The sequence below is a fragment of the Synergistaceae bacterium genome (genome assembly GCA_012521675.1).
Taxonomy (GTDB): domain Bacteria; phylum Synergistota; class Synergistia; order Synergistales; family Aminobacteriaceae; genus JAAYLU01.
In genome coordinates this window covers 31,857-58,538 of sequence record JAAYLU010000042.1, presented here as the reverse complement: position 1 = coordinate 58,538, position 26,682 = coordinate 31,857, and the positions used below count along the sequence as shown (strand labels likewise).

General features: G+C 61.0%; 21 protein-coding genes and 1 pseudogene. 14 read left to right on the top strand and 8 right to left on the bottom strand.

Features of this window, described 5'->3' with window-relative positions; all coding sequences use genetic code 11:
* The 3 genes and pseudogenes from GX181_04880 to GX181_04870 all read left to right on the top strand — a co-directional run bounded on the left by GX181_04880 (position 1) and on the right by GX181_04870 (position 2,009).
* A pseudogene (locus tag GX181_04880) lies at positions 1 to 156 on the top strand (ADP-ribosylglycohydrolase family protein).
* Between the two features lie 195 nt (positions 157 to 351).
* Positions 352 to 1,140, top strand: coding sequence for a class I SAM-dependent methyltransferase (locus GX181_04875; protein ID NLM71281.1), 789 nt, complete (start codon positions 352 to 354; stop codon positions 1,138 to 1,140).
* Complete coding sequence (locus GX181_04870; GenBank protein NLM71280.1) at positions 1,137 to 2,009, top strand: EamA family transporter; 873 nt, start codon at positions 1,137 to 1,139, stop codon at positions 2,007 to 2,009. Before GX181_04875 ends, GX181_04870 begins: the two co-directional genes overlap by 4 nt.
* A 330-nt stretch (positions 2,010 to 2,339) precedes the next feature.
* Here GX181_04870 and GX181_04865 read toward each other — a convergent pair whose 3' ends face one another.
* Positions 2,340 to 4,304 carry a portal protein gene (locus tag GX181_04865; protein ID NLM71279.1) on the bottom strand — a complete coding sequence of 655 codons (1,965 nt, stop codon included), beginning with the start codon at positions 4,302 to 4,304 and terminating at the stop codon, positions 2,340 to 2,342.
* A 145-nt stretch (positions 4,305 to 4,449) separates the two neighbouring features.
* On the bottom strand, positions 4,450 to 6,201 hold the full coding sequence (locus GX181_04860) for a BACON domain-containing protein (GenBank protein NLM71278.1): 1,752 nt from the start codon (positions 6,199 to 6,201) through the stop codon (positions 4,450 to 4,452).
* 240 nt (positions 6,202 to 6,441) lie between these two features.
* Between GX181_04860 and GX181_04855 the strand changes: the two genes are divergently transcribed.
* Positions 6,442 to 7,695, top strand: a complete 1,254-nt coding sequence (locus GX181_04855) for a Zn-dependent hydrolase (protein NLM71277.1) — start codon at positions 6,442 to 6,444, stop codon at positions 7,693 to 7,695.
* Between the two features lie 59 nt (positions 7,696 to 7,754).
* Positions 7,755 to 9,008 carry an arginine deiminase gene (locus tag GX181_04850; protein NLM71276.1) on the top strand — a complete coding sequence of 418 codons (1,254 nt, stop codon included), beginning with the start codon at positions 7,755 to 7,757 and terminating at the stop codon, positions 9,006 to 9,008.
* Between the two features lie 25 nt (positions 9,009 to 9,033).
* Here the strand turns inward: GX181_04850 and GX181_04845 are convergent, their stop codons facing one another.
* Positions 9,034 to 9,804 (bottom strand): enoyl-CoA hydratase/isomerase family protein, encoded by a 771-nt coding sequence (locus GX181_04845; GenBank protein ID NLM71275.1) that lies wholly within the window; start codon positions 9,802 to 9,804, stop codon positions 9,034 to 9,036.
* 14 nt (positions 9,805 to 9,818) lie between these two features.
* On the bottom strand, positions 9,819 to 11,357 hold the full coding sequence (locus GX181_04840) for a serine dehydratase (GenBank protein ID NLM71274.1): 1,539 nt from the start codon (positions 11,355 to 11,357) through the stop codon (positions 9,819 to 9,821).
* Positions 11,358 to 11,448: 91 nt separating this feature from the next.
* Here GX181_04840 and GX181_04835 point away from each other — a divergent pair, with 91 nt between their 5' ends.
* Positions 11,449 to 12,627 (top strand): hypothetical protein, encoded by a 1,179-nt coding sequence (locus GX181_04835; protein ID NLM71273.1) that lies wholly within the window; start codon positions 11,449 to 11,451, stop codon positions 12,625 to 12,627.
* 221 nt (positions 12,628 to 12,848) lie between these two features.
* Complete coding sequence (locus GX181_04830) at positions 12,849 to 13,394, top strand: folate family ECF transporter S component (GenBank protein ID NLM71272.1); 546 nt, start codon at positions 12,849 to 12,851, stop codon at positions 13,392 to 13,394.
* A 9-nt stretch (positions 13,395 to 13,403) separates the two neighbouring features.
* Here GX181_04830 and aroE read toward each other — a convergent pair whose 3' ends face one another.
* Complete coding sequence (aroE, locus tag GX181_04825; GenBank protein ID NLM71271.1) at positions 13,404 to 14,402, bottom strand: shikimate dehydrogenase; 999 nt, start codon at positions 14,400 to 14,402, stop codon at positions 13,404 to 13,406.
* A 69-nt stretch (positions 14,403 to 14,471) separates the two neighbouring features.
* Between aroE and GX181_04820 the strand changes: the two genes are divergently transcribed.
* A complete protein-coding gene (locus GX181_04820) occupies positions 14,472 to 15,665 on the top strand; it encodes a CapA family protein (protein ID NLM71270.1) in 1,194 nt (397 codons plus the stop codon).
* Between the two features lie 42 nt (positions 15,666 to 15,707).
* Positions 15,708 to 17,198, top strand: a complete 1,491-nt coding sequence (locus tag GX181_04815; protein NLM71269.1) for a long-chain fatty acid--CoA ligase — start codon at positions 15,708 to 15,710, stop codon at positions 17,196 to 17,198.
* Positions 17,199 to 17,245: 47 nt separating this feature from the next.
* Here GX181_04815 and GX181_04810 read toward each other — a convergent pair whose 3' ends face one another.
* The gene (locus GX181_04810; protein ID NLM71268.1) at positions 17,246 to 18,115 is read right to left on the bottom strand and encodes a hypothetical protein; all 870 of its coding nucleotides are present in this window, start codon (positions 18,113 to 18,115) and stop codon (positions 17,246 to 17,248) included.
* Between the two features lie 68 nt (positions 18,116 to 18,183).
* Positions 18,184 to 19,347 carry a pyridoxal phosphate-dependent aminotransferase gene (locus tag GX181_04805; GenBank protein ID NLM71267.1) on the bottom strand — a complete coding sequence of 388 codons (1,164 nt, stop codon included), beginning with the start codon at positions 19,345 to 19,347 and terminating at the stop codon, positions 18,184 to 18,186.
* Positions 19,348 to 19,663: 316 nt separating this feature from the next.
* On the opposite strand from GX181_04805, the gene GX181_04800 reads away from it, so the two are divergent.
* The 3 genes from GX181_04800 to GX181_04790 all read left to right on the top strand — a co-directional run bounded on the left by GX181_04800 (position 19,664) and on the right by GX181_04790 (position 24,863).
* Positions 19,664 to 21,352: a glutamine--tRNA ligase/YqeY domain fusion protein gene (locus GX181_04800; protein NLM71266.1), complete on the top strand. Its 1,689-nt coding sequence runs from the start codon at positions 19,664 to 19,666 to the stop codon at positions 21,350 to 21,352.
* A gap of 90 nt (positions 21,353 to 21,442) precedes the next feature.
* A complete protein-coding gene (locus GX181_04795; protein ID NLM71265.1) occupies positions 21,443 to 22,936 on the top strand; it encodes a hypothetical protein in 1,494 nt (497 codons plus the stop codon).
* Between the two features lie 16 nt (positions 22,937 to 22,952).
* Positions 22,953 to 24,863: a YgiQ family radical SAM protein gene (locus tag GX181_04790; protein NLM71264.1), complete on the top strand. Its 1,911-nt coding sequence runs from the start codon at positions 22,953 to 22,955 to the stop codon at positions 24,861 to 24,863.
* On the opposite strand, the gene GX181_04785 is transcribed toward GX181_04790, so the two are convergent.
* Positions 24,790 to 25,686: a DMT family transporter gene (locus GX181_04785; GenBank protein ID NLM71263.1), complete on the bottom strand. Its 897-nt coding sequence runs from the start codon at positions 25,684 to 25,686 to the stop codon at positions 24,790 to 24,792. The two genes, GX181_04790 and GX181_04785, sit on opposite strands and share 74 nt — an antisense overlap.
* Before the next feature lie 253 nt (positions 25,687 to 25,939).
* On the opposite strand from GX181_04785, the gene GX181_04780 reads away from it, so the two are divergent.
* Together GX181_04780 and GX181_04775 are read left to right on the top strand one after the other, a co-directional pair.
* On the top strand, positions 25,940 to 26,425 hold the full coding sequence (locus GX181_04780) for a cation transporter (GenBank protein NLM71262.1): 486 nt from the start codon (positions 25,940 to 25,942) through the stop codon (positions 26,423 to 26,425).
* On the top strand, positions 26,422 to 26,682 hold the full coding sequence (locus GX181_04775) for a cation:proton antiporter (GenBank protein ID NLM71261.1): 261 nt from the start codon (positions 26,422 to 26,424) through the stop codon (positions 26,680 to 26,682). Before GX181_04780 ends, GX181_04775 begins: the two co-directional genes overlap by 4 nt.

Here is a 26,682-nt window from a genome sequence, read left to right as displayed (position 1 = left end):
CTTTCACGAGCGCAGGGGTGCCTGCTTGGTCAGCTTGCCGGAGACTCGCTTGGCAGCCTGGTGGAGTTTTGTGGCCCGGATGACATCCGGCGTGAATACCCTAACGGTGTTCGCGAGCTCGCGGACGGCGGCACTTGGAATGTCGCCCCTCGGCCGGAAGGCCGAACGTTCACCGCCCGAGGCCCAAGTGTTTCTGGCCGGTGGACGTGCTTGAGCTCGCCGAGCGTCTGATCGCGGATGAGTGAAGGATAGTTTGATTGAACATAACGAGAGGGTCTGCCGCTGTCAACGGCCCCTTGCCGTTCTGCCGGACGACCCCGCGAGGGGAGACGCAGTATGGAAGAGTCGGGAATGAATTGCTTTTCGCCTCGTCATTGGGCGCTGTTTTTCGATCTTTTCGAGTCGCTTCCCAGGCAGGGGCCGGGAAACCGCGAGTCGGCTGCCAGAGCGCTGGCCATGTGCGGGGAGCTTCCGCCTGCGCCTCGGATTCTGGACCTCGGATGCGGCGTCGGGGGGCAGACCCTGCACCTCTCGGCGATGACCTCGGGGCTGATAACAGCGGTAGACAGTCACGCCCCGTCACTGAAGAGGTTGCGGGCGGTGGTCGAGTCGCGGGGCCTGGAGGACAGGATAAAAGTGATGGAGGCCGACATGTCCTCGCTGGATCTTCCACCGTGGAGCTTCGACCTGGTCTGGTCGGAGGGTGCGCTTTATAATATCGGGATCGAAAACGCACTGAACCTGTGTCGCAGGCTTCTGCGCCCCGGCGGTGCGCTGGCCTTCACGGACGCGGTCTGGCTTACGGACAATCCGCCGAAGAAGATCCGCGATAGCTTCGAGGCTGATTATCCTGAGATGGGGAGAGCCGCCGACTTGCTCGCTGCGATAGTGAGATGCGGCTTCGAGGTCCTCGGACACTTCACCCTCCCCGACGAGGCTTGGTGGGATGATTTCTACACTCCGATGGAGGAGAAGATAGGGGAGATGAGGCGCAAGTACGCTGGCGATGAAGAAGCGTTGAGCGTGCTGAGTGACCTGGCCCGCGAACCGGAGATGCACAGGCTGTACTCGAGTTGTTATGCTTACGAGTTTTTCGTCGCACGCAAGGCGGAAGGCGCTGAAGGAGGTTCAACTGCATGAGGATGGACTACGTTCGGTTGACCTCGTCCTACCTGATCTTCGGCTCCAACGGCATAGTCGCGAGCCGTATAATGCTATCCAGCCTTGAGATAGTCTACCTGCGCACCTTCATCGGCAGCCTCTTTCTCATCGCGGCTTTTCTGCTGGCGGGCGGGAAATTCACGGTCTTTCGCAAGGGAAGGGACCTCTGCTTTCTGCTGCTCTCCGGCATCGCGATGGGTACGAGCTGGATGTTTCTGTACGAGGCCTACAGGCAGATCGGGGTCGGCCTGGCGACCCTGGCGTACTACGTTGGCCCCGCGATAGTGATGGTGGCGGCACCTCTGGTCTTCAAGGAGAAGCTGATCCCGGCGCGGCTGAGGGGGTTCGCGGTCGTCTTGCTCGGAATGGCGCTGGTGAACAGCGACGCTTTCGCCCAGGGGACTATCTCCTGGGGGCTGGCCTGCGGCCTTATGTCCGCCATCATGTTGGCCGTTATGGTGATACTCAACCGATTGGCAGCAAGCATCACCGGCTTTGAGAACGCAGTGCTGCAGCTGACCATCAGCTTCCTCACTGTGGCGGTGTTCACCGTGGCCAGGCAGGGCTTCCTTGTCTCCATCCCCTCCGGCAGCCTTTTGCCGATGATCCTGCTCGGCCTCGTCAACACCGGGTATGGCTGCTACCTGTACTTCTCGACGATGCAGCGGTTGCCGGCTCAGACGGTGGTGATCACCGGCTACCTGGAGCCACTGTCCGCGCTGATATTCTCAGCCCTGCTGCTTGGGGAGAGGATGACTCCGGTCCAGATAGTCGGAGCGGCGATGATACTGGGCGGGGCGTTGTACGGTGAAAGGGCCGGGATGAAGGCGGCGGAGACAGAGGCGTAGGGGGCGATAAAACTCTGTCATCCCGAGGGATCTCGCCTTTGGCGATCCCACAAACCCGAGATCCTTCGCTCACGCTCAGGATGACAATGGGGGTAAGCAGGCGGCCGAACGGGCGTTTTTTCCGTTCGTGTCGTTCGCTATCCCATGTCGCCTAAGGCGATCGGCAAGTGAGATCTCGCCCTCCTGTCATCCCGAGGGGGTTTTCCCGAGGGATCTCGCCTTTGGCGGCCTTGCAAACCCGAGATCCTTCGCTCACGCTCAGGATGACAGGGGGCAGTCCTCAAGATGACATTGACAATGGCGACCTGCGAGTGATATCTCTCTTGTTGCTCACTGTTTCTTGAAAAAATCCACCAGCCTGCGGTTCTCGTCAGGGGTGCCTACCACTCCCAGGTAGTCTCCGCAGCGCAGGATGAAGTCCCCGCCAGGGTTCGAGACCAGCTCTCCGCTCCTGCGCACCGCGATTATTGATATACCAAGCGCCTCCCTCAGTCTTGACTCGTCCAGCCTTCTGTCCTCCGCCGGGTTGCCGGGGTGGACGTATACCCACTCGAGTGCAAGCCTGTTGGTCGATGACTGCAGGCCGTTCATGTCCTCGTACTCGGGGAACTGCTCGAACAGGGGGCCGTACATCGAGGAGCGCAGCGATTCCAGCTCCCTGTGGGCGGCGGTGGCCTTGACTCCGAACAGGGTCAAGGTCTGTCGCGCCATCTCTATCGACGCCTCGAAGTCCGGTTCCACAAAGTGGCTGACTCCGTGCCCCTTCAGTATGTCTATGTCCTCCTCGTCCGCGGCCCACGCCAGCAACTCAACGTCGGGGTTCTGCCCGCGGATCGCCCGGATGACCTCCACCGTCCCCATTCCGGCGGAAGTAGTTATAACCGCCAGCTTGGCGTCGGTCAACTCGGCGGCCTCCAGCACAACTCTCTGCGCCGGGTCCCCGAGAAGCATGGTCAGCCCCTGCTCTTTTCCCTTAAGGAACTCCGTGTGGTTCGGCTCTATGATTACGTAGGGGATCTCGAAGCGGGTCAGAAGCACCCCAAGGTAGCGGGCAAGGCTCATGCCCCCGGCCAGCACCACGTGATCCTTCAGGTGGCTCTTCGGCAGGTTGATGCTCTTTACCCTCGCCGGCGAGCCTCTCTTCTTGACCAGCGAGTATATCGGGGAGACCAGCCCGGAGACGACAGGGCCGAAGATCATCGACAGCACGACCGCGTTGAGTGCGACCGAGTACTCGGTCTTGCCCATCGCGCCTGTGGTGACGGCGGCCTGCAGCACTATGAATGCGATCTCCGAGATAGGCGTCATAGTGAGGAATGCGGCAAGGGGGATCACGTTGCGGAAGCCGAAGATATAAGTCAGAGCGGACAGGATCGCTCCTCTCCCGAGTGTGGTGCCCAGCATCAGCAGCACGGTCGCCACCGGGTGAGAGGCCAGCACGGTCGGGTCCAGCAGCATCCCGATCGATACGAAGAAGAGCAGCGCGAATACGTCGCGCAGGGACGAAATGTCGCTCAAGGTTCTCTTGCTGTAGTCGGACTCGCTGAGCACCAGCCCCGCCATGAACGCGCCGAATGCAAAGGAGAGTCCGAAGGCGTAGGTTATGTAGCCTATGCAGAGGCCGAGAGCGGTCACGGAGAGTATGAACAGCTCCTGCGACTCCCACCCGGCGACGTACTTCAGCACCTGCGGAATGACGCGCGACCCGGCGAATACCATCACCACGGTGAAAGCGATCACCTTGAAGACGGGGGAGAGCACGCCGAGCAGGGTCAGCTCCGTCCCCTGAAGGCCGATCAGCAGCACCATGAGCGGCAGCACAAGAATGTCCTGCACTATGGACATGCCGAGCATCACTCGGCTTGACAGGGTACCGAGCTGCCCCCTGGACGCCAATGTCTTCATAATGACCGACGTGCTGGAGGAGACGATGGAGACCGCGTACCACATCGACGGCGCCACGCTCCATCCGGTGACCCAGCGCGCCAGCCCGTAGCCGATGAAGAGGGTTATGAACACCTGTATCGCGCCTCCGCCGACCGTGACGCCCTTGATGGAGGCTATGCTCTTCATGGAGAACTCGAGCCCCAGCGAGAAGAGCAGCAGCGCCGCGCCTATTTCCGCGAGTCCCGCGATCTGGTCCGGGTCCGTGATGGAGACTCCTCCCGTGTAGGGGCCTATAATTATCCCCGCGATAATGTATCCGAAGATCAGGGGCTGGTTCAGCTTTCTGGTGACTATGCCGCCGATCAGCCCGGCCGTGACTACTATGATCAGGTCTATCGCTATTTCCATTTGGCTCCCCCGAGGTGTTTTTTTACCACCGCATTATCGTATAAGCCTTAGATATGCGCAAGCGCGGCTCTCGGCCGCGAAGAAAGGGGGCCGCGCAAAACCGCGACCCCCTCGAGATCACCGAGCTGTCCTGACGCCCGGACGTCTAATACTTGGACTGGAAGACCTTCACCGTGCACTCTCCCTTTCCGTCGGCGGTCCGAAGCGTGATGTTCGCCCACCTGTCGGCGCCAGTCATATTTGGTTTCACCGTGACGTAGACGCCGCTGGTCTGGTCCGCCTCTCCTTTGTACTTGGAGAGTTCGCACCACTCCTGGTCGCTCTCCGCCTCCCACGGCCGCGCCGTGCCGAACTTGAGCTTCTTGTGGCTCCCCTCGGCGTCAAAGTCCACTTCGTTTCCGGCGATCAGCGGCGCGTATATGAACGGTATGGTATAGGTCTCGGTGCTGGAAACCCAATCGTGGTGTTCGACTTCATGTTTTTTAAACTTCATAATGTACTGGTTCCCGTTTGAGTAACCGTTCTGCCATTTGAATTTGGAATTGAAACCCTTGATCTTGTCTCGCGCGTTCGGCGGTATCTTCCACAGCCACTGGTTGAAGGGCTCGAAGTTGCTGCGCGACAGCCGCACCGCGTCGTGGAAATTCCCCGTGAAGTTGAAGTCCCATTTTCCGGGTTCCGTGCAACGAGGCCTTGGGAATTCATAGCGCCACTTGGCTTTTGTCTTGTCTTCCGAGGGCGCGGAGCTGTTCATCACTGTGCAGTCCGCGATACTGACAGTCTCGGAGGATGAGTAGGTGACACTGCTGGAGAGATTCGCTGTTGGATTGGAGCCGCTCACTCCGACAGCGCCCCCGAGGCTCCACGAGAAGCCGCTCGTAACGGACGTGCTGCCGGATGTCGAGGCTGGGGATGTGTTCACCAGCTGGACACCTTTGACATCGTCCAATCTGTTTTCGAAATCGTAGTACACCATGTAGCCGCGGATCTGGGCAAGGTGTTTACCATGGGCGTCATCTTTTCCATAGTTGTCCTCCGGGTTCAGCATCGCCCTCTGCTGAACGACGAACCAGTCGTAGTCGACGCCGTCAGTCGCGTTGTAGGAGTGGCAGGCGTAGATGTAGTAGTTGATCATGAAGTGCTGCTTGTACTTGGAGGCGTCACGAGTAATGATCTGTGCCTTGGCGATCCGGGTGAGGTCGTCGGTGGCCGAGGCCACGGCGGCCTTCGCTGACTCCTTGGCCCTCTCCGCGTCCACGAGGCGCTTCTCCTCGTTCGCAATGTACTGGACGAAATTTCTGGTTCTCGCCTCGTTGAACTCGTCAAGGTCGAAATCGTCCTCCGGCGGGGGGAGCTCCTCGGCCGGATCGTCGCTACTCGTATTCTCCGACTTGACAGGCGCCGTGTACTCCGGGGTCACCCAGGTGAATATGTCCGTGCCCCCGTCGTCTCGCGGCTGTCTATATACCGCGAGTATCTCGACCAGCTTTCGCTTTCCGTCCCCATCCTCGATGTCGAAGTGGGGCGGCAGGCCGACGTGTCCAAGAAACTCATTGACCCGGTCGACCGTCGCGTGCACCAGCACCACGAAACAACCTGCCTCGTAGGCCCGCCGTATCGACCTGATGTCGCCGTCGCTCGGGGTGAAGGCATCGCCATAGGATACGAAAAGCACTCCGTCTGTCGACTCTCCGTTGTAAGGAAGGAATTCTACGCAGTATCTCTTCAGGTAGAGCGCCAGTCCTTCCCAGCCCTGGCCTATATAGTAGGCCCTGGCGATTACTACTTGGTCCTCACTTCCCCCTCCGCATCCTCCGATGAAGAAGATCGAGAGGGCCAGGAAGAGCGCCGCCGTGAAAATTCCGCCGAGACGCCTTTTCGCACTGCGATTTTTCATTATCTGCAACACCCCCTGAATTCAGTTTGGGCGTGAAAGATTTGCCTCTGTCTTTCCGTCTCCTTTCGGTAGCGGCGCCTCTTTCAAGCTTGGAACGAATATTAACACTTTATCTCACTCGTGTCAATAAAATTGTAGTCGATTATCTGAAAAGTCGGAAGAGAGGTAAAGGACGCTTTGCTTTTCGCCCGGGTCTTGCTGGTATACTCTGTCGAGGGAGCTTTATAAGGAGGGATTGCTATGGGGTGCGGTTCGTTGAAGATAGACGGGGAGTCGCTTCTTGCCCGGATAAGGGAGTTTGCGGAGATCGGCCGGGACGACTCGGAAGGCAGGACGCGCCTTGCCCTGTCCGAGGGGGACGGTATGGCCAGGGACAGGCTGGTCGGCTGGATGAGAGAGCTGGACCTGGAGGTAAGGATAGACCCGGTCGGAAACATCTTCGGCATACTGAGGGGCGAGGACGAGTCGTGCTCGAACGCCCTTATGATCGGCTCGCACATCGACACGGTCATAGAGGCCGGACCGCTTGACGGCGTGTACGGGGTACTCTCGGGGCTGGCAGTAGCGAGGGCCTTCAGGGAGTCAGGCCTGCGTCCCCGCCACACTCTCATGGTGGCGGCCTTCACCAACGAGGAGGGGGTGCGTTTTCAGCCGGACATGCTGGGTTCTCTCTTTTTCGCGGGTGGAATAAGCCTTGAGGAGGCTTTGGCGGCCAGGGGGACGGACGGCGCCCTCTTCGGCGAGGAGCTGCGGCGCATCGGTTACGCGGGAGACGCCGACCCCGCCGATCTGCACCCCGCGGAGTATCTTGAATTGCACGTGGAGCAGGGCCCGGTACTGGACTCCGAGGGGATCGACATAGGAGTGGTCGAGGACCTTCAAGGGATCTCCTGGAGGAGGGTCTTGATGGAAGGAGCGGCCAACCACGCCGGGACCACGCCGATGCCCATGAGAAGCGACGCCGGGTACGCCGCGGCGAGGGCGATCGTCTTTCTGCGGGAGCTGGCCGCCGCGTCGGGAAGTATCAGGACCACCGTGGGGACTCTGTCCCTTTCGCCGGGCGCGATAAACGTCATCCCGTCCAGGGCGGAGTTCACCGTCGACATGCGCGACCCGGACGAAGAGAGGCTTTTACGCGGAGAGAGGGAGTTCACGGGCTTCCTGGACCGGTTGAAGGAGGAAGAGGGAGTGAAAATCTCTGTCGAGTCTTTGGCTCGCTTTGAACCCGTGCGCTTCGACTTCGGTCTCGCGGACTCGATAGAGGCGGTTGCCAAGGGACGAAGCCTGTCCACCCTGCGGATGACCTCCGGCGCGGGGCACGACGCTCAGATGCTGGCGAGGGTCTGCAGGACGGCGATGATATTCGTCCCGAGCAGGGACGGTATAAGCCACAGTCCCGCGGAGTTCACCCCGGAAGAACAGCTTCTGAACGGGGCGAACGTGCTGATGGACGTCGCCTTCGAGCTGCTGCAAAAGAGTGGAAAAGGGCTATAATAGACGGGCATTTCGTGATTTGCACGGACAATGCTGATTGCACACAGGAGGGGGAGCTTGTGAGGATAAGCGTCAATTCCGAGATCGGGAAGCTTCGCGCGGTCATCATGCAGCCGCCCGGCAAGGGCATCGAGCGCTGCACGCCGCTGAACGTCGGGGAGCTGGCATGGGACTCGGTGCCGAGCGTTCACAAGGCGGCGGAGGAGCATAGGCAGTGGGTAGGCGTGATGGAGAAGTTCGGCGCCAAAGTCCTTCTGTTCGAGGACCTGCTGCGCGATGTGCTGGCCCTTCCGGCGGTCAGGGACGAGGTCGTATCCGCCGTCCTCGACACCGAGAGGGAGTACCTGGCGGAGCAGACGCTGGACGTCCTTCGCGAGCATCTGCTCGGGCTTCAGCCGGGGGATTTGGTCGACAGGCTCTTCTACGGCATGACCAAGGACGAGCTCCACGAGGTGTCGGGCGAGATGGCGCTGCGCGACCTGGCGGACCAGGACAACATCTGGTCGCTCTTCCCTATGACCAACGTGTTATACACGCGCGACCCGGCGGCTGTGCTGGGAGAGGGAATAGTCTTCGGCAAGATGTTCAACCGCGACAGGATGAAGGAGCCCTCTTGCCTTAGGGCCGTCTTCCGTCACCACCCGGAGTTCGCAGGGCTGGACGCGCCCGCCTGGTACGGCGAGGAACCGGACGACACGACCCCCGCAGAGGGGGGAAATGTCCACTGCTACGGAAAGAATGTGTTCATCATAGGCGTCAACGAGAGGACTCACCCCGACTCGATAGAGAAGATAGCCGGCAGGACGATGGAAAGGGGCGATATCACCGACGTGCTGGCGCTGCGCTTCGACAACCCGCGCCTGGGCCCGGCGGACTCGATAGGACTGACGGTCCACGTCGACATGTTCCTCAACATGATAGACCACGACGCCTTCCTCTTCTTCCCCTACATAGAGAAGAGACTGACCGTGCTTCACATAACGAGGGGCAGGGGCGACAGGCTTAACATCCGCAGGGAGGACTCCCTCTTCGACGCCATAAAGAAGGTGTTGAGGCTCGACTCTGTGCGGGTGATAAAGGTCGGCGGCGACGAGAGCGAGACGGTGGCCTTCACCGAGCAGAGATCCGGCTCCGGCGGGAACACTGTCACATTGGAGCCAGGACGGGTGTGCATCTCCGACAGGAACACGGCGACCATCAGGGCGCTTGAGAAGGGCGGGATCAACGTGGTGCCGTTGGTGGCCGACGAGATAGTCAAGGGCGGCGGCGGCCCCCGCTGCACGACCATGCCTCTGTGGAGGGACGAGGTCTAGCCCGCCCCTCCGTAAAAGCGAAGAATCAGCGCATCTTGTACACGGGAGGGCGTTTTGCGAGGAAGGCCTCGACGCCCTCTCGTCCGTCCTCCGACATGGCCAGGGCCGCGAACACATCCCCCCCGGTCTGCACCGCGCGCCCCAGTGTCAGCCCCTCTCCCCGGGCGAACCCGGTCTTCCCCGCCCTCAGCGAGAGGGCGCTCTTCGAGGCGAGCTTGACCGCGAGCTCCATGACGGCCTCCTCCAGCTTGCCCGGCTCGGCGATCGAGTAGACGAACCCGAGTTCAAGCCCCTTGGCCGCAGGTATCAGGTCACCGGTGAGAGCGTACTGAAGGGCCCTCTTGTCGCCTATCCAGCGGGCGAGCTGCAGCCCCGGCTCTATGCAGATAAGCCCCACATTCACCGCGGTGGTGCCGAACACGGCCTCCTGCTCGGCAACTATGAAGTCGCAGGCAAGCGCCAGCCCGGTCCCGTTGGCAAGCGCATAGCCGTGCACGGAGGCTATCACCGGCTTGGTCATGGCGGCCAGCCTGTGATTGTGGAGGTCCATCAGCTCCAGGTAGCCGGGAATCTCGTGTCTCTCCTTCGTGACCAGCTCTCGGAGGTCTATGCCTGTCGAGAAGTGCTTGCCCGCGCCGGAGATGACTACCACCCGGACTGAGTCGTCCGCCTCGGCCGCCTGCAGGGCCGAGTCGAGTCCCAGGGCCAGTTCCGCGTTGAAGGTGTTCATGGCCTCCGGCCTGTTGAGCTCCACTCGGCAGATGCCGTCTTTTACGCTGCTTAGAACAGCTGACATTCTACATTCTCCTTTCAATCGTCGATCAGATCCAGCCTCTGAAGGCGCAATGCCGTCGGGCATAGGGCGAGTCCCCCTCGCGAGGTGCAGCGAAGCTCCTCCGGCATCATGCGCCCCGTGGCGTCGACCGCGTCTATGGTCTCGTCCAGAGGCACCGGGCTCCGGTAGCCCGCCAGCACCAGGTCCGCGCACAGAAAGGCCTGGGACGCGAGGGCCGCATTCCTGCTGTGACAGGGAATCTCCACGACGCCCTGTATCAGGTCGCATACGGACCCCATCACGTTCTGAAGCACGGTGGCAGCAGCGTCGCAAGCCTGAAGCGCGGAGCCTCCCGCAGCCTCCGTGACGGCCGCGGCACCCATAGCGCCCGCCACCCCTATCTCCACCTGGCAGCCGGCCGCCTCTGCGGCGAAGGTGCTTCTGAGGTCGTGGAAGAGCCCCGCCGCCCCCGCGGCCCAGAGGGCCATCAGCGCCCTCCTCCTGCCTATCTCCATATCCTCGATCAGGGTGCATAGAACGCCCGGCAGGACCCCGGCCGCCCCTCCTGTGGGAGCCGCGCAGACAACTCCCCCGGCGGCATTAGTATGAAGCGCGGCCATGGCCCTTATCGCGGCCCTGGCGTGAGGTCCGCCCAGGAACACCGCTCCGTCGGCCTCCGCACGTGCAAGGCCGCCAGCGAAGGGGTGGAGAAGTCTCATGGAGGGCAGCTCTCCCGACAGACCGAGCGCGACCGCCTTGAGCATTATGTCGAGCATGGACGCCATCTCCGCCATCAGCGACTCCTCGTCCCGTCCCAGCAGCGCCGCCTCGTAGGCCAGGGCGGCCTCGCCCAGCGACAGACCGTCCCTCTTTGCGACATTCAGCACCTCCTCCGCGCTTCGGAAGATCTCGTCCCCGGCCAACGGGTGCATGACCGGCGAGGCCGTGAGGACACGCACGACCCCCGGCAGGGCCGCGACCGAGTCAAGCACGTTCGCGTCGATCGGGCGCGGAGAAGATACGGTAAGCATGGCCCGGCCGTCCGACTCGGTCGCCTCGCCGTCGAGCATCGCACGGGCCCTGGGGATCGTACCGGGGGACATCTCGATCGCCGCAGTATATGACGCCCCGTTTATCATCAGTGAGAGGCCGTTGAGGGAGGTTATCTCGAACGAGCCGCCGCCGACGGACCTGCTGTGGATGACTATCTCGCGCCCGTCCTCGCCCGTGAGGACGAGCAGCGAGCTGTTGGGGTGGTTGGCCTCCGGGAAAGGAGACGCCTCGAAGACGACATCCAGCCCGCGAGGGGAGGCGAGATCGAGCGCCTCGCCGAACTCCGGGGAGGTCATCGGAATGCCCAGGAGCCCGGCGACGAAGGCCGTGTCGCTCCCCTGGTCGTGGTAGCACACGGCGAGGGAACTTGAGGGGTGCAGCAGAAACCTGGCCCTGACCGGCTTCGCCCCCAGCAGTTCTCGCGCGGTCGTCGCTATGCGCCAAGGTCCGGCCGTGTGCGAACTGGACGGCCCCCTCATCACAGGGCCGATGACGTTGTTAAGAATGCTTACTCGCTTCAACGGTATCGCCTCCTCGTCATGCTTTTCTCACCGAGTATAGCACTCGAGCCCGTGGAAAAAAGCGTACGGGTGTATTCGGAGGGGCCGTTTTGTGGTAGATTACTTACGCGAGGTGATGGGTATGAGAATGATGAGGGCGTTGCTTGTTTGTGCGGTGATTTTGGCCGCGACCCCGGCATGGGCCGAGGGTGAAGTCGCGGAGGACTCCTTTTTCGCGAAGATGTGGAGCAAGGCGATGCCAAAGCTTGAACAGGCACTGGAGCTGTTCGAGAAGGGCGAGACCCTGCCGGAGGCCAGGGTGTTCGGAGACGACAAGAGAAAGAACAGCCTGAAGTACGAGAAGTTGCTGAACGACGTGTTCAACATACTTCTGGACTCGGAGTTCCACTCCTCGCGGGGGCAGTACCGGCAGTTGGAGGACGAGATCGAGAAGGCCGAACAGAGGATGGCGGAGCTGAGAAAGGACAGAATCGGCGCGCCCGATGACTCGTGGATCCCCTTCAAACAGACCAGGACGAAGATAGACAAGGAGCTGGAGGCGCTTCAGAGCGACGTCTCACGCTTCAAGGAGGAGAAGGAGGCGATCCGCTCGTCCATGACGAAGGCCCTGTCCGAGATGGGGCTTAACCTGGACTCGACCAGTCTGGACGTCCTTCTCGCCAGCGTGAGCGGAGACGAGGTCATAGCGCTGATGCTCGCCGCCGACAGCATCAAGAAGATCAACCTTCAGATAGTGGAGCTTCTCAGCAAGGGAGAGGGCAACCTCCACATCGCCCGGAAGTACACGGGGATACACATGGTGCTGGTGGACATCTATCTCAATGCTCACTACCTGGTTATGGACAGGATAGCGAAGGAGTACTCGCCGCGACTGGACGAGATATCAAGCGCGGCCCTTATGCTGAAGAAGCAGGCCGAGGCCATGCTGGAGAAGACGCCTGTGGACGACCCGAGGCGAGAGGTGCTGGAGACCAACATAAGGGCCAACAACAGGACTGTCCAGACGGCCTCTCTCTACCGGGAGTATCTGCGGACCCAGCAGAACAAGCTGCGAGTCTCGGCGGAGAAGCTGAAGAGCGACCTCTCCGTGGCGCAGAACACGTACCAGACGGTCAAGACGGGCAGCGACCTGGTAGCCCTGATCAACACCTCCATGAGGACGCTGGAGAGCGTCTACAGCTTCGTCCTTCCCGACCTTTCGACAGTGTACGACCGGGAGATCCTGAACGAGTTCGAGCGAATAACCGGACAGATTCGAAGGGGCGCATAAACGAATTCGGCGTTGCTAGCCGGTGCCGATAGTGGTATAATAGTCTTAATTTAGAAGGCAGAGTAGGTTTCCCCGCGTGAAGTGCTTTGGGATGGAACGTTGCCCAGGGACGAAAAGTCGAACGCGATTTGCGGTGGGGGAGCCGCGTTCGCTGTCACATCAACAAGAACGACCTCTTTTGATGTGGCGGTTGCGCCTATGTCAAAAGGAGGTCGCTTTTCATGAAGCAGAATCGTTTTTCAGTCCGCGATATGGTAGTGCTGTCTCTCCTGGTTAGTCTGAACGTGGTGCTGTCTAGAATAGCAAGCATCAGGATCCCCATTGGGGGTGTCGAATCGCTGAGGATAGGGTTCGGCGCGATGCCGGTGATATTCGCGGGCCTCTTCTTCGGGGCCCGTGCGGGCGCCACTGTCGGAACGCTCGGCGATATCGCCGGTTTCATAATGAGCCCGGCGGGCGGAGTTTTCATGCCGCACTTCACCCTGTCCGTGGCCCTTGCCGGGGCGATACCGCCCCTCGTACTGCGGCTCTTCGGCAGAAAGGAATACGTCACTGATTACTCCCTCCTGGAGCTTCTCGTCGCGATAGGGGTGGGGCAGACGGTGACGTCCGTTCTCCTGACCCCCTATTTCCTCGATATGCTGTTCGGTGTGCCGTTCGCCGCAACGGTCTTCGTTAGGATTCAGACTCAACTGGTCCAGGTACCGATATACGCCGTGTTCCTCAAGCTGCTGGCACGTCGACTGTCATTCCTGGCGCTGCAGTAGGAGGGTGTCTTACTCGCTGCGCAGTTCCAGTGCTCCTCTCATTGCATCCACGGGGGCGGGCAGACCGGTGAAGATGGTGAAGGCCTCCGCGCCTTGTTGCAGGAGCATCTCGATGCCGGAGGCGGAGGGGATGCCCCGTTTCTTCGCCTCCGAGCACAGAGGGGTGTCGCCCTCGCGAGAGTAGACCAGGTCAAGAACTGCGCCGCTCCCTGCCTTGAGGACTCCGTCCAGGAATCCCTCGGGCCAAGGTGTGCCGTCGAGCCCAAGTGATGTGGCGTTGACAGTTAAGTCCGGTGCTGCACCGGGTGTCGACCCCCACGGCAATATTTTCAACTCGGCGAGTCGCGATGACCCGTCCGAGCCGGCGAGGTCGTCCAAAAGCTTGGTCGCTCTCTCGCGGGAGCGGTTCGAAAGCACTATCCTCTCGAAGCCCTCGTCGAGCAGGGCGCAGATGGCAGCCCTCGCCGCGCCTCCCGCCCCGAGGACCAATGCCTGCCCCCTTCGCGGGGCGAGCGACCTTATGGCCGCGCGTGCGCCGGCCACGTCCGTGTTATACCCCCCAGCTTCCTCCCCTCTGAACAGCACTGTGTTCACCGCCCCGGTCCTCTTAGCGGAGGAGTCGAGGCGTCGGACCCATCGAAAGGCCCTCTCCTTGTGCGGGACTGTGATGTTGACGCCGATTGCTCCTAGGGCCCTCAGTCCCTCCATCGCCGCGTCGAAATCCTCGGCGGCCACCCGGAAAGCGATGTAGCGGCACCCGACGCCGAGCTCGGCGAACGCGGCGTTGTGCATCGCCGGGGAGAGTGAATGTGCCACCGGATCCCCCAGGAGGCCCGTCAGCCGCTCGATGCTCGACCCGGCCTTTCCAGGTATTGCGTTGCTCTCTCCTATAGCCGGTCTCTCGTGCGCACCGGCAGAGCCGTCACCAACCATGTCTTCCACCCCGCCATTCGCGTTTCCGCCTATGATACGCCGTGGGGCCTCTACGTTCAATAGAACTCTCTTCACTCGTACAGGAGAATATCTGCCCGCTGAAGGTTATAATAGTCCTTAGTATCTAGTACGGAGGTGGTCTAATTGTCGTTTGCGCCCCACTCCTCCGCACGTTCCGGAGGAGGACGAGGCCTTCGCGCCGTCTGCGCGATTGCCGTTCTTTTTTTATTCCTTTTTGCCGCCGTCAACCCCACATTCGCGGACGAGGTGCCTGGCCCGGCGGAGGCGGACCGGGGCACGGAGGCTCGTTTCTCTTTCGTCGCGGTGGGCGACGCTCTGATCCACAGGGGGGTGTACGAGGCGGCGAGAAAGAGCAAGACCGAGTTCGACTTCAAGCCCAACGTGCGCCTGCTTAGGGATAGGATCAGGGGTTTTGACGTCGCCTTCTACAACCAGGAGACCATTCTTGGAGGAGTCGCCCTCGGGCTGTCGACCTACCCTTGCTTCAACTCCCCTCACGAGGTGGGGGACGCTATGCTGGACGCCGGCTTCAACCTCGTCTCTTTGGCCAACAACCACACCTTGGACAGAGGGGAGAAGGGAGTGCTGGCGTCGCTGGAGTACTGGAAGGACAAGACAGATATCGTCACGGCGGGCAGCTACTCGTCGCAGGAGGATATGGACGAGCCGATACTGTTCGAGGTCAACGGGATCAAGTGCGCATTCCTGGCCTACACCACGTCGACGAACGGGCTTCGTGCGCCCAAGGGCAAGGAGCACTACGTGGCCGTGTACAACGCCGACAGAGTGAAGGAGGACGTCGAGCGGGCCAGGGACGCGGGGGCGGAGGCCGTGATAGTCTCCATGCACTGGGGCGCGGAGTACGTGTTCACGCCGGGGGATCAGCAGAAGACGATAGCCAAGCACCTGGCTGGACTGGGAGTGAACCTGGTCGTCGGTCATCACGCTCACGTGGTGCAGCCGGTTCAGATGGTGGACGAAACCCTCGTCATCTACTCGCTGGGGAACTTCATCTCCGCGCAGAACGAGATGTACAAGCTCATCGGCCTCATGGTGTCGCTCGACGTGGTCAGGAGAGGGGAGGGCGACGAGGCGACCGTCGGCTTCGAGAATGTGATCGGGACCCTGCTCTACAACCCGCGCAGGTCGGTTCTCGGCAGGTACGTCGTCGTCCCGTTCGACCTTTTGACTACCGAGATACTCAAGGACTTCGACAAGGTGCACAAAAAGTACGCCGCCTACGTCAAGGTGGACGATACGATCGAGATTCGCCCTCCGGCCAAGGTGCCGCCAAAGGCCCCGGCGAAGAAGAAGTAGCCGCGTAGGCGGTCGGAGAAGATAACGAGGGAGGGAGAGCAAGTGTCGGTAAGGCTTGAAGAAGTGATATCCAAGCGGTTTGCGGAGGAACCGTCGCAGAGGACGATTTGGTGGAAGGGTGCCTGGCGCGATGCACGCGAGGTGGATAGCAGCGTGGAGGAGTGCGTCTCGATACTAAGGCAGGCCGGTTTTCAGCCGGGAAGCCGGCTCGCGGCCTTTCTGCCGAACAGCCCGCTGGTGCTGATGCTATCGATGGCAGCCTGGCGGCTCGGAGGAACGTTCGTCCCGTTGAACCCGAGGGGAGGAGAAGAATGGATACTGCGTATCCTCGACCACGTGGATCCCTTCGCTGTAGTGCTCGGGGAGGATATGCAGCCGCTCGCGGAGGCCATCGGCGCCGCCGGGATTCCCGTCTCTAGCGCCGCCCCCGACGGGCTTCCGTCGCCCTTCACGGGGAGAAGGGACAGGCATTCCCAGGACAGCGACGTGGCGGTGGTCTTCGCCACATCCGGCACCACGGGCGCGCCGAAGGCCGTCCCTCTGACCCACGGGAACCTCTACGACAACACGAAGGGTGTCCACGAGACGATCGAGGGCTTCGAGAAGGGGCGGGTGTTGATGAACATCCTCCCCAACTTCCACTCCTTCGGGTACACGGTCTGCGGGGTCCTTCCGCTGGTTTGGGGGCTGCCAGAGGCCCTGCTGCCCGCCTTCATGCCGCTGGGCAACTTCTTCGAAGGCCTGCTCGACTCCGGAACAGGGATACTGATCGCGGTGCCGACGATGCTGCCCTTCATCCTTGGGGCCGCGTCGAAGGGGCAGGAGCTTCCCCCCGAGCTTCGCTACATCCTGACGGGCGGCGGAAAGCTCGATCCTTCGCTGGAGAATCGCTTCCGCGACCAGCTCGGCGTGATAATCTACGAGGGGTACGGCCTGACCGAGTGCTCCCCGGTGGTCTCGTGCAACCCGAGCGACGCCCTGCGCAAGACGGGCACGGTGGGCCCGGCTCTGCCGAGCTACACGGTGGAGGTGAGAGGCGAGGACGGAAAGCCACTTCCCCCGGACAGCGAGGGGGTTCTCTGGCTGAAGGGACCGTCCGTGGCGAAGGGCTATTTCAACGACCCGGAGGAGAGCGCCAAGCGCTTCCACGACGGATGGATCGACACGGGCGACATGGTCACGGTCGATTCGGACGGGTACATAACCATCCTTGACAGGGTTACAGACATGATCATAGTCGGAGGATTCAACGTCTTCCCGCAGGAGGTGGAGACGGTGATCAAGGAGATACCCGGAGTCAGGGAGGCGGTGGTGGTGGGCGCGTCCAACCCGGTGAGCGGCGAAGTGCCTGTGGCCTTCGTTATCAAGGAGGAGGACTCCGACCTAGACGCTCACACGGTCATCGCCCACTGCAAGGAGAAGATGGCCCACTTCAAGGCGCCTAGAAAGGTAAGGTTCGTGCAGGAGCTGCCCATGTCAGCGGTGGGCAAGGTGTTGAAGAGAAAGCTGCGCGAGCAGATGATACGAGAGTGATAAAGAGAGGGCCTTCCGAATTCGGAAGGCCCTCTCTTTATGTCCGTCTATTTTTTCAGGAAGAAGAGCAGGGGCGAGAGCAAAAGGAGTATTGCAGGAGCGACGTAGCCCTGAGCGCTGCAGCCTCCCTCCACCTCGGCCGGTCCCTCCACGAAGTGGTGGACTGTGCACAGAGCGTGTGCCGGTTCTCTGTTATCCCTTCCGCCTCGGTAGTTCGAGACGGCGGATATGTACGCTGTGCCTGGCTGGAGGCCTGTGGTCAGCAGGCGAACCCTGTTGCCGATCCTCGTCGCCGGGTCGATCTGGATTATCTCCGGGTTGCTCGTGTACCAGGTGATATGTCTGAACTCGGCGTGGGGAGGCATTACGCTCGCAGTCAGAGTACCCGTGTAGCCGTGTAAGATGGAGATCTCATCCTTGTTGATTATTACCTCTTCTACAGGTACCGGCGGATTCTGCACGTAGACCATGCAGTAAGCGGCCTCATCCCCCTCTTCCTCGTCATCAAGATCCTCGTAGACGATGATCCGGGCGACGCCCTCCCCGCCGGGCGCTTCGACGACCACCTCGCTGCCCTCGACCGCGTCGTCCCCGGTCTGGCCCGCGATTCCGGCTATGGCCGGGTCGCTTGACCGCCACAAGACCCTCGCGGGCAGTATTTTTATCTTCTCTTCTTCGTCGTCTAGTCGCACCTCCCCGGCCTTCAACTTCCTCTCCTCGCCGACCCCCATCAGGATGGAGTAGAGTATCTGTAAATCGTCACCTTCTCCCTCGTAAATGATGATATCGCCGTCCTCCAGTTCCTGCAATGCCGACGAAGGGCAGGTGATCCATCCGACCTCGCTCGACGCGGAAGCCGCCCCCGCCGCGAGCACGCACAAAACGACAAAAGCCGTGAGAAATTTTTTAGAAAACATGCGATCCAACACCGTCCTTACGCAATAATCGTATTGCTTAGTGCGAATTATAGCATGCGCCCCTGTTTTCAACCCCTGTTTTTAAGGGCGTTATCCATCCTGTCGAAGGCCTTCTCCAGGTCGTCCATCGAGAGGGTGCAGGCGATCCTTACGTGCCCCGCTCCGCACTTTCCGAAGGCCGACCCTGGGATCGTGGCGACCTTTGCCTCCTCCAGCAGCCACCAGGCGAAGTCCATATCGTCCATCCCCGTGCCGGAGATGTCCGGGAAGAGATAGAACGCGCCCCTAGGCTCGGGGCAGGTCACACCGGGCATGGCGTTCAGGCGCTCCGCACCGTAGCGCACTCGTTTCTCGTATTCGGCGGCTCGAATTCGCATCTTCGCGTCCTGCGTCCTGAGGGCCTCGATCGCGCCCATCTGGGACAGGACGTTAACACCGTAGGCCTCGTTCACGGAGATCTGAAGCATGACCTTGAGTAGATCAGGGGGTGCTATGACGTAGCCGATTCGCCATCCGGTCATGCAGTGACTCTTGGACAGGCCTCCGATAGTTGCTGTCCTCTCCCTCATGCCCGGCAGGGACGCCATCGGGATGTGCTTTCCGGAGTACAGGAAGTTCTCGTAAATCTCGTCCGTGATCAGGAGAAGATCGTGCTTTCTCGCTACATCGGCGATCGACTCGGCCTGCTCTTCTGTGAGCACGCCGCCGGTCGGGTTGCACGGGGAGTTGATCAGAAGGATCTTGGTCCGCGGGGTGACGGCCCTGTCGAAGTCGGCCGCCTCGGGGAAGAAGCCGTTCTCCTCCCGCGCGGGGACCTGCACCACGGTTCCTTCGTTCAGCCGAACCTGCTGAAGGTACGCTGAGAAGCACGGGTCGGTCAGCATAACCTCGTCGCCCGGGTCGAGCATAGCCTTGAAGCAGAGGTGAGTGGCCTGGATGCCCCCCACCGTCACCAGCACCTCCTCGGGCGAGAAGTCAACCGAGTGATGCCTCTTCCAGTAGGCGCATATCTCCCTTTTCAGCTCCGGGTAGCCCGCCAGGGGCGGGTAGTGGGTGACTCCTCTCTTGGCCGCGGATGCGGCCGCGTCGACTATCTCCGCCTCCGTGTGAAAGTCCGGCTCCCCTATGCTGAGGTTGCTAAGGTCGTCGATGCTCTCCGCCGCCTGGAAAATTTTGGTCATGGGGGACGGTTGAACGTCCTTGAAGCGCTGCGCTACTTTTGGCTGGTGCATTTGTCCTCCTCCTTGTTGCGGGAGACCGCCTCCCTAAGATGGTCATCGTGACTACCGGTTCATCATCCATTGAAATCCCTCTTTTTGCAAGCCTGGAATATATCCTGTAATTATCGGATAGGCTTGATAAGTACTTATCGCCGGACAGGTATGAGGAGAGCTGAGTTGAGGGATTTCACGGGTTTTGACGGCACGGTTTTACTTTTTCGCCTCCCCGTGTAAAAATATCCTTGAGCGCTTTCGAAGGAGCGGCTGTTGCTTTGCGCCCGGAGGACGGACCGGGGCCTATCAGACGAAAAAGGAGCGGTTGAGATCCATGGAGATACAGACCGGCAAAGGACCTCATTTCATCGAGCAGATCATAATAGACGACCTTGCAAACGGCGTGGTCGAAGAAGTGCGAACTCGCTTCCCGCCGGAGCCCAACGGCTACCTGCACATCGGGCACGCGAAGTCCATCTGCCTGAACTTCGGGCTTGCGGAGCAGTTCGGCGGGACTTGCAACCTGCGCTTCGACGACACCAATCCGGCCAAGGAGGAGACGGAGTACGTCGAGTCCATCATCCGGGATGTGAAGTGGCTCGGCTTCCAGTGGCACTCGCTGCGCTACGCGTCGGACTACTTCCAGCAGTTCTACGAGTGGGCGATAGAGCTGATCGAGGCGGGCAAGGCGTTTATCGACCACCAGACGCCTGACGAGATACGAAACACGCGCGGCACTCTGACCTCGCCGGGGACCGAGTCGCCCTACCGGAATCGCACCGTGGAGGAGAATTTGGAGCTGTTCCGGCAGATGAAGGCCGGTGTCCTCGAGGACGGAACGTGCGTGCTGCGGGCGAAGATAGACATGACTCACCCCAACATCAACATGAGGGATCCGGTGCTCTACAGGATATTGCACCGGAGCCACTTCCGCACGGGCGACGACTGGTGCATCTACCCGATGTACGACTTCGCCCACGGTTACGAGGACGCGATAGAGGGGATCACACACTCGATCTGCACGCTTGAATTCGAGGATCACAGGCCCCTGTACGACTGGTTGCTGGACAACGTGTCCGTTCCGAGCAGGCCGCGCCAGTTCGAGTTCGCCAGGCTGAACCTCTCGTACACCATAATGAGCAAGAGGATGCTGCTTGAGCTGGTCAACAAGGGTATAGTCTCCGGCTGGGACGACCCGAGGATGCCGACTATAAGCGGCATTCGCCGCAGGGGATACACTCCCTCGGCGATCAGGCGCTTCTGCTCGGAGATCGGCGTGGCGAAGGCCAACAGCATAGTGGACATAGAGTTCCTTCACTACGTTATCAGGGAGGAGCTTAACACGACGGCACAGAGGGGTATGGCCGTGCTGGAGCCCCTGAAGGTCGTGATCGAGAACTACCCGGAGGGCCAGGTCGAGATGATGGACGCGGAGAACAACCCGGAGGACCCGGGGGCCGGCTTCAGACAGATACCCTTTTCAAGGGAGCTGTACATTGAAAGAGGTGACTTCATGGAGAACCCTCCCAGGAAGTTCTTCAGGCTGTCTCCCGGTGCGGAGGTTCGGCTCAAGCACGCCTACCTCATCACCTGCAGGGACGTGGTCCGCGATGAGTCCGGCAACGTGATCGAACTGCGCTGCGTCTACGACCCGGAGACGAGGGGGGGTGCGACGCCCGACGGACGGCGAGTCAAAGGCACCCTTCACTGGGTGTCCGCGCCGCACGCCATCAGGGCTCGGGTCAGGCTCTACGAGAACCTGTTCACCCTTCGCGACATGAGCGAGATGGAGGAGGGCAAGTGCTACTCCGATTACCTGAACCCGGAGTCCCAGGCGATACTCGATGAGTGCCTCGTCGAGCCGATGCTGGCCGAGGCGAGCCCGATGGACCGATTCCAGTTCATGCGCCAGGGGTACTTCTGCATGGACTCGGACTCCACGCCGGAGCTCCCCGTGTTCAACCGGACCGTCGCGCTGAAGGACACGTGGGCCAAGATAGAGCGAAAGAGCGGCGCCGATTGATTCCAGATGCTTTTACAAGGATAATGACTGTTGGAATGACCGATACGCCGTAAAAAGTGTTTTCGCTATTTCGAGAGGAGGTCCCCTATCGTGAGGAATTTCGACGATTCCGGAACCACCGGAAATGAGACGGGGAGCGTAGGCAGGAGGTGTCCCGAGTGCGGGAGCCTGGTCGAGAACTCCTTCCGCTTCTGTCCGGAGTGCGGCCTGTTCGTCCCCGGTACTACTTCGGGCTTTCGCGCCGAGAGAGATGAACTCGACGACGAGGTGGTCCGCGACTACGATCCCCCCGAGGAGGATTTTCCCGTGGACGACGGGGAGGACGACTATGACGACGAAGACGAAGACGAGTATGACGGGGTCGTCTCCGCGTCGTACGAGCCGCGTCCTCAAAGACGGGAGCCTCTGCGCTCGAACGCCGCGATGGCCGGCGCGGGCTACAGGGAGTTCAACGCCGCCATAGGAGCCCGAAAGACCCAGAGAGACCGCAAGGGAGGAGTCTTCCTGGTGGTGCTCTTCTTCCTCTTCGTCGGAGTGCTCGGCGGCGGGGTCTACTGGTTTCTGCAGCAGGCAGGGAAGATCCCGTACGAGAGCAGCGGAGGCAAACCCGTGGCGAAGCAGCCAGTGCAGCCGCCCGCGACTCGGGAGGAGGCCTCCGTGCAGCCCCTGGCGACACCTGGGGGGGCGCCGCTGGACTTGACCTCCCTTCCGGGTTCGCAGCCTCTGCCTGTGTCCTCTCCCGTCATGACCGACGCGCTGGAGATACTGCGTCCGACGAGGGGAGTTGTGATTGGATCCGGCGTGAACCTGCGCGGCTCTCACTCGGTGAGCAGCTCGGTGGTGGGAAAGGTGACCGCCGGCAACGAGGTGGAGGTGCTGGAGTCGTGGGCCGGCGACGAAGGGACCGAGGTGGTGACGCTAGCCGACGTGGACCTTATAGCAGCTGACGGCAAGACCTTGCGCCTTGCAAAGGGAAGAGGCCTGTCGGTGCTGTCGGGGCCGGACCCGAACGGGCTTATCAAGGTGGCCCTTCCCGACGACAGGGCGAAGACGCCCTATACCCTCTCCGCGACGACTGTGACCGCCCCTCACTCCTGGCCCTGGTACAAGATACGCCCGCGCGGGGGCAGGGAGGGATGGATCTTCGGCAAGTTCATAGCCGTGTTCAATCCCATGGACAACAGCCTCTCCTCCAACGTCTACGACCGCGCCCTTCACACCTTCGGAGAGACGAAGGAGGGACTGATGGCCTCGCTGGGCGCGCCGCTCAAGTCCTCCGTCAAGAAGGTGACCGTCTCGGGCTTCGACGCGGACGAGGACACCCTCGGGTACGACGGGCTCACGGCCGTGCTGCTGACGAGCGGGGGCTTGACCGAAGTCAAGTCGCTTACCCTGCTGTCTCCCAAGCACAGCCTGGATGGGGGCTTGGCCGTCGGGCTGGAGCGGCTGGCGGTTCTGTCGATCCTGGGTCTTCCGAACGCCATGGAGAGAGGGAGCGAGGTCTACCGGCTCGACGCTAGGACGGGGATAAGGGTCCGCTACGAGAACTACACGGTGAAGACGCTGCACATCGGCAACCTTTGATGACGGAGCCGCAGGCATGAGCATCCCACCCGTTCCAGGCGCCGGCTTCCTGCCCGTCGACGGAGTGGAGATGGCTAAACGAGGCTGGGACCGGCTTGATTTTCTGATGGTGAGCGGCGACGCTTATGTCGACCACCCATCCTTCGGGGTCGCGGTAATCGCCAGGGTGTTGGAGGAGGAGGGATTCAGGGTCGGGATTCTGCCGCAGCCCGACTGGCGCACGGCGGACTCCTTCAAGATAATGGGAAGGCCGAGGTACGCGGCGCTGGTCACAGCGGGCAATCTTGACTCGATGCTGAACAAACTGACCGCGGCGAAGAAGAGCAGAAGCGAGGACAGATACTCGCCCGGAGGAAGACCGGGTATGCGCCCCGACAGGGCCACCATCGCCTACTGCTGCAGGCTGAGGGAGCTTTGGAAGGACCTTCCGATCGTGATCGGAGGAGTGGAGGCGAGCCTCCGGCGCTTCGCTCACTACGACTACTGGTCCGATTCGGTGCGCAGGTCGATGATCGTCGACAGCCAGGCCGACTTGCTGGTCTACGGGATGGGAGAGCTTCAGATCCGGGAGATAGCGAGGGCCCTGGCGGAAGGAGCGCCGGTCGAACGCCTGACGGACGTGCCGGGCACGGTATGGCGCACGAAGGAGCTGAGCGAAGCGGCGGAACGGAGCGTCGTCTGCCCCTCTTTCGAGGAGGTCTCGTCGGACAGGAGAAAGTTCGCTGAGGCTTTCGCCATCCAGGACGGTGAGCAGGATCCCTTCAGGGGCCGAGCCGTGGCCCAGATGCACGGAAACAGTTGGATCGTGCAAAACCCGCCCGCAAGGCCTCTTACCACCGAGGAGATGGACCTGGTTTACTCCCTTCCTTACGCCAGGACCTGGCACCCGAGGTACGACGACGATGGCGGCGTGCCGGCCATTGCAGAGGTCCGCTTCAGCCTCGCGAGCCACCGAGGTTGCTTCGGCGGCTGCTCCTTCTGCGCCATCCACTACCACCAGGGAAGGATAATTCAGAGCCGCAGCCACGAGTCGCTTCTTCGCGAGGCGAGGATTCTAACTTCCCTCCCGGATTTCAAGGGTTACATCCACGATGTCGGCGGCCCCACGGCCAACTTCAGGATACCGGCCTGCGACGACCAGCTGATCCGGGGCGCCTGTAGGGACCGCCGCTGCCTCTTCCCGAGGCCGTGCCGCAAGCTGAAGGTCGATCACTCCGACTATATCGCGCTGCTTAGAAAGCTGCGCTCCCTCCCGAAGGTAAAAAAAGTCTTCATTCGATCGGGTATACGTTTCGACTACCTGTTGGCCGACGGAAAAAGCGGCTTCCTGGAGGAGCTGTGCAAGCATCACGTGAGCGGCCAGCTCAAGGTCGCACCGGAGCATGTGTCAAAGAGGGTGCTGGCCCTGATGGGGAAGCCGGGCAGGAAGGTCTACGAGAGGTTCAGGTCGGCCTTCGCGGCGATGAACAAGCGGCTTGGAAAGAGACAGTACCTGGTTCCCTATTTCATCTCCTCTCATCCCGGGTCGGCCCTGGAGGACGCGGTGGAGCTGGCGGAGTTCATAAGGGACTCCCGAGTCCAGCCGGAGCAGATACAGGACTTTATCCCCACTCCGGGCAGTCTGTCGACCTGCATGTACTACACGGGCCTGAACCCCTTTACCGGGGAGGAGGTCCGGTCGGCGAAATCGCCCGAGGAACGCAGGATGCAACGTGCCCTGCTGCGCTTCGCCGACCGGAAGAATCGAGACGTTGTAATAAGGGCCCTGGAGGCCGCGGGCAGGCGGGACCTCATCGGTACCGGGCCGTCCTGCCTTGTGAGGGCTCCGGCAGATAAGAAAAAGACCGTCGGGTCTAGGTCCTCTTCGGAGAGACCAGCTTTAGCAAGGAGGGACCGGAGACGGTCAAAAGAACGGCGACGAAGATGAGCACGCAGCCCGCGATCATCTGCGAGGTGAAGACCTCGTTCATGAAGTAGACCCCCGCGAGGGCGCCGAAGACCGCCTCAAGGCTGAGCAGGATGGAGACATGCGTGGACGGGGTGTACTTCTGGGCCGTGTTCTGCACGGCGAAGGCCACCACGGTGCACAGCACCACCGTGTAGGCGATGCTCCACAGCCCGCTTCCGTCCCCGAAACCGGGCCAGGTCTCGAACAGCAGAGCCGCGGGAAGGCTCAGTACAGCCACCATCACGATCTGAAGGGTGGTGAGTACGAGCGGGTCCGTGTCCACCACAAAATGCTCTATGACGATTATGTGGAGGGCGAAGAAGAAGGCGCACGCGAAGGTGAGAGTGTCTCCGACGCCTATGCCGGCGTCCTCCTGGAGGGACAGCAGGGCCATCCCGACCAAGCAGATCAGCGACGCTGCGAAGGAGAGCGGACCGGGTGACACCCTGCGAAGCGCCCAGTAGAGAAAGGGTACTATCACTACGTAGGTCGAGGTCAAGAAAGCCTGCTTGCCCGGAGTGGTATAGTTGAGACCCAACGTCTGGGTGGCGTATCCGAGGAAGAGAAAGAAGCCGACGATGATCCCGGCGCGCACGTCCTTCATGGTCATCGAGGAGACCTTGCGCCGGAAGATGACCGCCATGAGCAGGGCGGCGGCCGTGAAGCGAAGCACGAGCAGCCAGAAGGTCGGGAAGGAGTCAAGCGCGTCCTTCATGGCGACGAAGCTGAGGCCCCAGAACAGGGAGACAGTTACTAGCGAGAGGTCTGCCAGGGCTGATTTCATCGAGGGGGAGGATTTCATGAAAGTTCACTTCCAATTTTGGCGTATTATGCGCCGTTGGTTCGACGCGCGAAGGAGAGTATAGCATATTCCTTCGCTGAAAAGCCGTCGGAAAAGATGCATGGGGATCGGCGTTCATCGGCGACGATTTGCGATGGTCGGCGGCGAGAGAACCTCATTTACAAGTCGCTCATGTAGAGTATAATGAACACGTTTGTTTTCAAGGGACCGGAGGCATCGTCCTTTTATTTTTCATCGACGGGAGGTGTGGCGCGTGTTTATCTTCATAGTCTCGTTTCTGATGTACATCCTTCTTGTATGGTCGGGCGGGGCCATCCCGCTGGGGGAGGTGCTGATCGGGCTGCTCTTGGCGGCTGCGATAACTTATGCCTTCAAGTCCTGGCATCCGGGCAGGGACCTCAGTAAACGGGGTCTCGATCCGAGGAGGTGGGCGAACTTCATCGCGTTCCTCTTCGGACCGTTCGCGGTGGGGCTTGCGAAGGCGAATATCGACGTGGCTACTAGGGTCATAACCGGAAAGATCAGGCCGGGAATTGTCAAGATCAACCCCGGACTCAGGAGCGATATAGCAAAGACTGTACTGGCTAACTCCATTACACTTACTCCGGGGACCCTTACGGTGGATGTCGACGACGCCGGTGTTTTCTATATCCACTGGCTGTACGTCGAGGACGAGGAGCCGACGGGGGAGCAGCTCTACGGGAGTTTTGCCAAGTGGGCAAGGAGGTTGGCTGAATGACGGTCCACGTTATCTGGTTTGTCGCGGCTATCTTGGGAGTTCTTGCGCTTTCCGTGCTCGGACGCCTCATAGCGGGCCCCACGGTCGCCGACAGAGCGGTGGCGCTAGACACATTGAACACCTATGTCCTGGGGATCATGCTTCTGATGGCGGTGGCCTACGACTCCGTGGTCATGGTGGACGTAGGCATCGTCTACGCATCGCTCTCGTTCGTGGGTACGATGTTCATCGCCAGGCATATAGAGGGGGAGGTGTGA

Coding starts and splice junctions, on each gene's coding strand:
- GX181_04790 (NLM71264.1), top strand. CDS start 22,953: ATGAGCATCCCACCCGTTCCAGGCGCCGGCTTCCTGCCCGTCGACGGA.
- GX181_04855 (NLM71277.1), top strand. CDS start 6,442: ATGGGGTGCGGTTCGTTGAAGATAGACGGGGAGTCGCTTCTTGCCCGG.
- GX181_04800 (NLM71266.1), top strand. CDS start 19,664: ATGGAGATACAGACCGGCAAAGGACCTCATTTCATCGAGCAGATCATA.
- GX181_04860 (NLM71278.1), bottom strand. CDS start 6,201: ATGAAAAATCGCAGTGCGAAAAGGCGTCTCGGCGGAATTTTCACGGCG.
- GX181_04830 (NLM71272.1), top strand. CDS start 12,849: ATGAAGCAGAATCGTTTTTCAGTCCGCGATATGGTAGTGCTGTCTCTC.
- GX181_04805 (NLM71267.1), bottom strand. CDS start 19,347: ATGCACCAGCCAAAAGTAGCGCAGCGCTTCAAGGACGTTCAACCGTCC.
- GX181_04785 (NLM71263.1), bottom strand. CDS start 25,686: ATGAAATCCTCCCCCTCGATGAAATCAGCCCTGGCAGACCTCTCGCTA.
- GX181_04775 (NLM71261.1), top strand. CDS start 26,422: ATGACGGTCCACGTTATCTGGTTTGTCGCGGCTATCTTGGGAGTTCTT.
- GX181_04870 (NLM71280.1), top strand. CDS start 1,137: ATGAGGATGGACTACGTTCGGTTGACCTCGTCCTACCTGATCTTCGGC.
- GX181_04810 (NLM71268.1), bottom strand. CDS start 18,115: ATGTTTTCTAAAAAATTTCTCACGGCTTTTGTCGTTTTGTGCGTGCTC.
- GX181_04875 (NLM71281.1), top strand. CDS start 352: ATGAATTGCTTTTCGCCTCGTCATTGGGCGCTGTTTTTCGATCTTTTC.
- GX181_04865 (NLM71279.1), bottom strand. CDS start 4,304: ATGGAAATAGCGATAGACCTGATCATAGTAGTCACGGCCGGGCTGATC.
- GX181_04845 (NLM71275.1), bottom strand. CDS start 9,804: ATGTCAGCTGTTCTAAGCAGCGTAAAAGACGGCATCTGCCGAGTGGAG.